Consider the following 6,189-nt stretch of genomic DNA (forward strand, 5'->3'; position numbering starts at 1 on the left):
GTAGGCCAGCAGCACCAGGGCGAAGCTAGGACTGCACAGCCAGGCCAGGGCCAGGCCGGCCAGGGCCAGCAATGGCGCCACGAACAGCCCGTGCAGCAGCGGGATGCGCCCGGCGGCGAAGGGGCGGGTGGGCTTGGGCGGGGGGCGTGGGGCGGGTGACGGCATCGTGCTGCATGGCGCGCATTCTAGACGGCCCCGGCCGAACGTGGCCGAACCGGGATGCCGGTCCGCGACCACACGCCGCCTTCCCGCCGTCCCGGCATAAACTCGGCCGACCTGCATGCCAGGGCACCCGGGAACACCGCACATGCTCAAGCCGACCTACCCGCTCTACGTCGCCAACGCCGCCGAGACCCCGAACGCCGACCTGGAAGTGCTGGACAAGTACTCCGGCCAGGTCGCCACCCGGGTGGCGATGGCCGACGCGGCCACGGTCGAGCGCGCGATCGCCGCCGCGGTGGCCGCGGCCCCGGCGATGGCCGCCCTGCCCCCCTACCGGCGCCAGGCGATCCTGGAGCACTGCGTCGCCCGCTTCCGCGAGCGCGCCGAGGAACTGGCCCTGGCCCTGTGCATCGAGGCCGGCAAGCCGATCAAGGATGCCCGCGGCGAGGTCACCCGGCTGATCGACACCTTCCGCATCGCCGCCGAGGAATCGGTCCGGATCGAAGGCCAGACCGTGAACCTGGAGATCTCCGAGCGCGGCCGCGGCTACCGCGGGATCTGGAAGCGGGTGCCGGTCGGTCCCTGCAGCTTCATCACCCCGTTCAACTTCCCGCTCAACCTGGTCGCGCACAAGGTCGCTCCGGCGATCGCCGCCGGCTGCCCGTTCGTGCTCAAGCCGGCCGGCAAGACCCCCGTCGGCGCGCTGATCATCGCCGAGGTCCTGGCCGGGACCGACCTGCCCGAGGGCGCCTTCTCGGTGTTCGCCTGCGGCAACGACGAGGCCGCGCCGCTGATCGAGGACGACCGGATCAGGCTGCTGTCCTTCACCGGCGGCCTGGTCGGCTGGGAGTTCAAGGCGCGCGCCGGGCGCAAGAAGGTGACCCTGGAGCTGGGCGGCAACGCCGCCTGTATCGTCGATGCCGACCAGGGCGGCAAGCTCGACCAGGTGGTCGAGCGGCTGGCCTTCGGCGCCTACTACCAGTCCGGGCAGAGCTGCATCAGCGTGCAGAGGATCCTGGTCCACGACGCGGTCTACGACGCGCTCCGGGAAAAGCTGGCGGCCAGGGTCGCCGGCTTCGTCGCCGGCGACCCGAAGGACGAGCGGACCTTCATCGGCCCGGTGATCGACGAGGCCTCGGCGCAGAAGCTGCAGGGCTGGATCGAGGAAGCGCGCGAGGCCGGCGCCCGGGTGATCGCCGGCGGCGGGCGCCAGGGCAACATGCTCGCGGCCACCTTGCTGGAGGACGTCCCGCGCGACTGCGCCCTGCAGCGCCAGGAGGCCTTCGGCCCGGTCGCCCTGCTGCAGCGTTTCGACGATTTCGGGGCGGCGCTGGAGACGGTCAACGACTCCGACTTCGGCCTGCAGGCGGGGGTGTTCACCGACAGCCTGGCCCACGCCATGCAGGCCTGGGACCGGCTGGACGTGGGCGGGGTGGTGGTCGGCGACGTGCCCAGCTTCCGCATGGACAACATGCCCTACGGCGGGGTCAAGGATTCGGGCCTGGGCCGCGAAGGCGTGAAGTTCGCGATCGAGGACATGAGCGAGGTGCGGCTGCTGGTGCTCAAGACCTGAAGGAATACGCGGAGCGGAACGCTCAGGCCACGCGGCGGGCGGCCGGGCGGCCCAGCAGGTAGCCCTGGCCGCAGCCGCAGCCCAGTTCCAGCAGGGTGTCGCGCTGGAACTCGGTCTCGATGCCCTCGCCGACCGTCTCGATGCCCAGGGTCCCGGCCAGGGCCAGGATCGCCCGCACCAGGGCCAGGCTCTCCTCGCGCCCGCCCTCGGCATCCAGGCCGGCGACGAAGCTGCGGTCGATCTTCAGCCCCGAGATCGGGAACCGGTGCAGGTAGGACAGCGCCGAGAAGCCCGTGCCGAAATCGTCCAGCTGCGCCAGCACCCCGCGCTCGCGCAGGGTGTTGAGCAGGCGCAGGGTGCGCGGCGCGTCGTCCAGCAGGGCCACCTCGGTGATCTCCACCCGCAGCCGCGACGGATCCGCATCGGCCGCCTCGATCAGCCCCAGCAGGCGGTCGGCGAAGTCCGGCGAGCGGAAATGCCGCGGCGACACGTTGACCGAGACGTAGCCGCCGGCGCTGCGCGCCAGGTCCTCGATCACCTGTTCGTACAGCAGCCAGTCGACCTGCTCGATCAGCCCGCTCTCCTCGCCCAGGGCGATGAACGCGGCCGGCGCCAGCAGCCCGCGGCGCTCGTGGCGCCAGCGCAGCAGGGCCTCGTGGCCGACCACCGCCCCGTCCTCCAGGCGCAGGATCGGCTGGTAGTACGGCAGGAACTCGCGGCGGTTGATTGCCCGGCGCAGGTCCGCCTCCAGGTCCAGGCTGCGTACCGCCTGCTCGCGCATGTCCTCGTCGAACAGGGCGTAGCGGTCGCGCCCCTCGTTCTTGGCCCGGTACATCGCCGCGTCGGCGTCGCGCAGCAGCTCCTCGCCGCTGCGGTAGCGCGGATGCCACTGGGCGATGCCCATGCTGGCCGAGGGGAACAGCTCGCGCCCGGCCACCCACAGCGGCCGGCCGAGCACGCCCATCAGGCGCTGGGCGAGGTCGCGCACGCCGTCGCCGTCGTGGCCGCTGCTGGCGCCACCCACCAGGATCGCGAACTCGTCGCCGCCCAGGCGGGCGACGATGTCCTCGGCGCGCATGGTCGAGACGATCCGCTTGGCCACCTCCACCAGCAGTTCGTCGCCGGCGGCGTGGCCGATGCTGTCGTTGACCAGCTTGAACCGGTCCAGGTCCAGGAACAGCACCGCGAACGGCTGGCCGTCGCCGTGCCGGGCGCGCTCGATCGCCGCGGCCATGCAGTCCAGCAGGTAGGCGCGGTTGGGCAGCCCGGTCAGGGCGTCGTGCAGGGCCTGGTGGGTCAGCCTCTGCTCGGCGCGCAGGCGCTCGCCGATCTGGGCGATCAGCTGGTTGTTGGTCTCCTCCAGCTCGGCGGTGCGCTCGGCCACCCGCCGTTCCAGCTCGGCGTGCGCGCTTTTCAACCGTTCCTGCGCGGTCTGCCGGGCCAGGCCACTGCCGATGTTGTGGGCGACGAACGCCAGCAGGCGCTGGTCGTCGACGCTGAAGCCGATGTCCGGGGTGTAGCTCTGCACCGCGATCACGCCCACCACCTCGCCGTCGCGCTGCAGGGGCACGCCCAGCCAGCTGTAGGCCTGCTTCTGGCCGAACTCGTGGACCTCGCCGGCGGCGGCCAGGGCGTCGATCCCGGCGCGGTCGGCAAGCAGGGCCTGGCGGGTGCGGATCACGTACTCGGTCAGGCCGTTGCTCAGCTGCCGGGGCGGGCGCTGGTCGTCCATCTCGTCGACCGAGTAGACGAACTCGATCCCGTCCTGGGCCGGGTTGAGCATCGCGATGTAGAAATTGCGGGCGTAGATCAGGTCGTCGACCGCGGCGTGGACCTTGGCGTAGTACTGCTCCAGGCTTTCCGAGCTGACCGCCATCTCGGCGATCCGGAACAGCGCGTGCTGCAGCTTCTCGGCGCGCTCGCGTTCGACCACCTCGTCCTGCAGCTCGCGGTTGGCATGCTCCAGTTCCAGGGTGCGCTCGGTCACCCTCTGCTCGAGCTGGGTCTGCGCCTGGCGCCGGTCCAGGGTGGTCAGCACGTGCTGGGCGACGTAGCCCAGCAGGGCCCGGTCCTCGTCGCTGTAGCAGCCGGCGCGGTCGTAGCTCTGGACCACGATCGCGCCGCAGACCCGGTCGCCGCGCCGCATCGGCACCCCCAGCCAGTCCTGGCTGTCCGGGCCCTGGGTGGGATTGCGGACCACGTGCAGGCGGTGGCGGATCAGGTCCGACGGCCCGCGCAGGGCCCGCCCGTGGCGCAGCAGGGCGAAGGTGAGGCTGTTGGGCATCTCCTCCTCGTGCCACTCGCGCGCGGTGTCGGCCTCGTATACGTCCTGCTGGTCGGCGAAGTAGAGGAAGCGCACCGTGCTGCGCGCGTCGTCGTACTCGACGATGTAGCAGTTGGGCGCGTACATCAGCGAGCCGATGATCCCGTGCAGGCGGTGCAGCATCTCCGCCATCTCGACCTCGGCGCCGGCCAGGTCTGCGATCTCGTACAGCGCCTGCTGCAGGCGCCGGGACTTGTCCAGGTGCTCCATCCGCGCCTGGGTGCGGGCGGCCTCCAGCGCGGCGTCGAGCACGGTCCGCGCCGCCGCCAGCCAGACCTGGCGCGCGTAGGCCTCCATCGGCGCCGGCAGGCGCGCGACCAGCGCCAGGCGCGCGCCGCCCTGCTCGCCCCAGGCCTGGGCGAGCAGCTCCGGGGCCTCGGCCAGGGCGCCCGATTCGGCCAGCAGCAGGTCCAGGCTGCTGTCCACGCCGGTCTCGCTGGACGGCTCGACAAGGCTGTGGCTGCCCAGCACCGGGTCGCGCCAGCCGACCGCCAGCACCGCGCCGTCCGGCAAGGCCTGGCGCAAGGCGGCCATCGCGGACGCCAGCGGCGGACGGCGCGTTTCGGCCGTCGCCGGCTGCACGGCTTCGACTGTGCTGGACTGTTCCATGGATCCCCGGGTCGATGCCGCCCGCGGACGGACGACCGCGCCAGCATAACCCTGCCGGCGCCACGCACGTCGATCGGATGGCGGCCATCGACCCCGTCGCGCCCGCCCGGCCGTTACATTGCCCATGGACATCGCCCTGACCCTGCCCGCGGCCATGCCGGCTTCGCCGCGCTTTGCCCCGGCGCGGCATCCACGTAGTCTGGCAACCATGGACCAGGCCGTGGACGCCGCCCCTGCCGACGAAGCGCTGATGCTGGCCTGGGCCGGCGGCGACCTGACCGCGTTCGAGGCGCTGTACGCGCGCCATCGCGGTCCGCTGTTCCGCTTCCTGCTCGGCCAGGTGCGCGACCGGCCGCTGGCCGAGGAGCTGTTCCAGGACGTGTGGCAACGGGTGATCGGCGCGCGCGCCGGCTGGCGCCCGGAGGCGGCGTTCGGCACCTGGCTGTACCGGATCGCCCACAACCGGCTCAACGACCACTGGCGCGCGCTCCGCCACCGCCCGTCCGCGCCGGTGGACGCCGAGCGGCGGACCCTGGAGGTGGTCGACCCCGACACGCCCGAAGGCCTGGCCCATCGCGAGGAGGCCACCGCGCGCCTGCACGAGGCCCTGGCCGAACTGCCGGACGAACAGCGCGAGGCGGTGCTGCTGCGACTGCAGCGCGAACTTAGCCTGGAGGAGATCGGCGAGCTGACCGGCGTGGGCCGGGAAACGGTGAAATCGCGGCTGCGCTACGCCATGGACAAGCTGCGGGCGAGACTGGAACGATGAACGGCAAAGATCCGCTGACGCCCGAAGAACGCGAACTGGCCCGCCTGCTGGCGCCGGACGGGGAGGCGATGCCTTCGCCCGCGCTCGATGCCCGGATCCTGGCCGCGGCGCGGGCCGGGCTCGACCCGGCCGCGCCCCCTGCACCAGCCGCACCTGTCGCGCCTGTCGCGACGCCCGGTCGCAGGCCGGCGGCACCCATCCAACGTCCTCGACGCAGGCGCTGGCCGGCCGCACTCGGCCTGGCGGCCTCGGTGACCCTGGCCATCGGCGTGGCCTGGCAGATGCGCGAACCGCCCCGGCCCGAAGCCGCCGTCGCGGCCCATGCGGGCGCCGATGCCGCGCCCCCTGGCATCGCAGCCACAGACGCGTCGCAGGCCGAAGCCCCCGGCCGCGAAGCCGACGCCGTGGCCAGCAGCTACGCCGCGGCGCCGGCGGCCGCGCCCCTCGAGGATGCCCCCGCCGCCCCTCCGGCTGGAGCGGATAGCCCCGCACCGGTTGCGACCGCCAGAACCCGCGCGGCCGTCGCGCAGAAGCCATCCGTCGCAGCGGCGAAGCAAGCCGATGCGGCGGCGCGGGGGGAGCAGGCGGCGCGGGGGGTGCAGGCGGGGCCCTGTCTCGTATACACCTCTGCTGGGGGCGGCGAAGAGAGAGGCGGGCACACAGGCGGTGTCCGAGGCGATGAAGACTCGAAAGCAGAGGTACTGTGATGTAGCTGTGGAGACACATGTTGACTCGCAGAGTGTGACGTGCACA

The 6,189-nt window shown here is 72.5% G+C and carries 4 protein-coding genes; 3 read left to right on the top strand and 1 reads right to left on the bottom strand.

Annotation, left to right across the window (positions count from 1 at the left end):
* The first annotated feature begins 307 nt into the window (after window positions 1-307).
* Window positions 308-1,735, top strand: coding sequence for an aldehyde dehydrogenase family protein (locus CSC62_RS16900; RefSeq protein WP_162407849.1), 1,428 nt, complete (start codon window positions 308-310; stop codon window positions 1,733-1,735).
* 22 nt (window positions 1,736-1,757) lie between these two features.
* On the opposite strand, the gene CSC62_RS16905 is transcribed toward CSC62_RS16900, so the two are convergent.
* Complete coding sequence (locus tag CSC62_RS16905; RefSeq protein ID WP_211369035.1) at window positions 1,758-4,667, bottom strand: bifunctional diguanylate cyclase/phosphodiesterase; 2,910 nt, start codon at window positions 4,665-4,667, stop codon at window positions 1,758-1,760.
* A gap of 208 nt (window positions 4,668-4,875) precedes the next feature.
* Here CSC62_RS16905 and CSC62_RS16910 point away from each other — a divergent pair, with 208 nt between their 5' ends.
* Window positions 4,876-5,436: an RNA polymerase sigma factor gene (locus tag CSC62_RS16910; RefSeq protein ID WP_162407852.1), complete on the top strand. Its 561-nt coding sequence runs from the start codon at window positions 4,876-4,878 to the stop codon at window positions 5,434-5,436.
* Window positions 5,433-6,143, top strand: a complete 711-nt coding sequence (locus tag CSC62_RS16915; RefSeq protein WP_162407850.1) for a hypothetical protein — start codon at window positions 5,433-5,435, stop codon at window positions 6,141-6,143. The genes CSC62_RS16910 and CSC62_RS16915 overlap by 4 nt, the downstream gene beginning before the upstream one ends.
* The last annotated feature ends 46 nt before the right edge of the window (window positions 6,144-6,189 follow it).

This window comes from Pseudoxanthomonas jiangsuensis (assembly GCF_010093185.1).
In the GTDB taxonomy this organism is placed as follows: Bacteria; Pseudomonadota; Gammaproteobacteria; order Xanthomonadales; family Xanthomonadaceae; genus Pseudoxanthomonas; species Pseudoxanthomonas jiangsuensis.

Excerpts from the sequence above, each read along its gene's own strand:
- CSC62_RS16915 (WP_162407850.1), top strand. The coding sequence starts at position 5,433 with ATGAACGGCAAAGATCCGCTGACGCCCGAAGAACGCGAACTGGCCCGC.
- CSC62_RS16905 (WP_211369035.1), bottom strand. The coding sequence starts at position 4,667 with ATGGAACAGTCCAGCACAGTCGAAGCCGTGCAGCCGGCGACGGCCGAA.
- CSC62_RS16910 (WP_162407852.1), top strand. The coding sequence starts at position 4,876 with ATGGACCAGGCCGTGGACGCCGCCCCTGCCGACGAAGCGCTGATGCTG.
- CSC62_RS16900 (WP_162407849.1), top strand. The coding sequence starts at position 308 with ATGCTCAAGCCGACCTACCCGCTCTACGTCGCCAACGCCGCCGAGACC.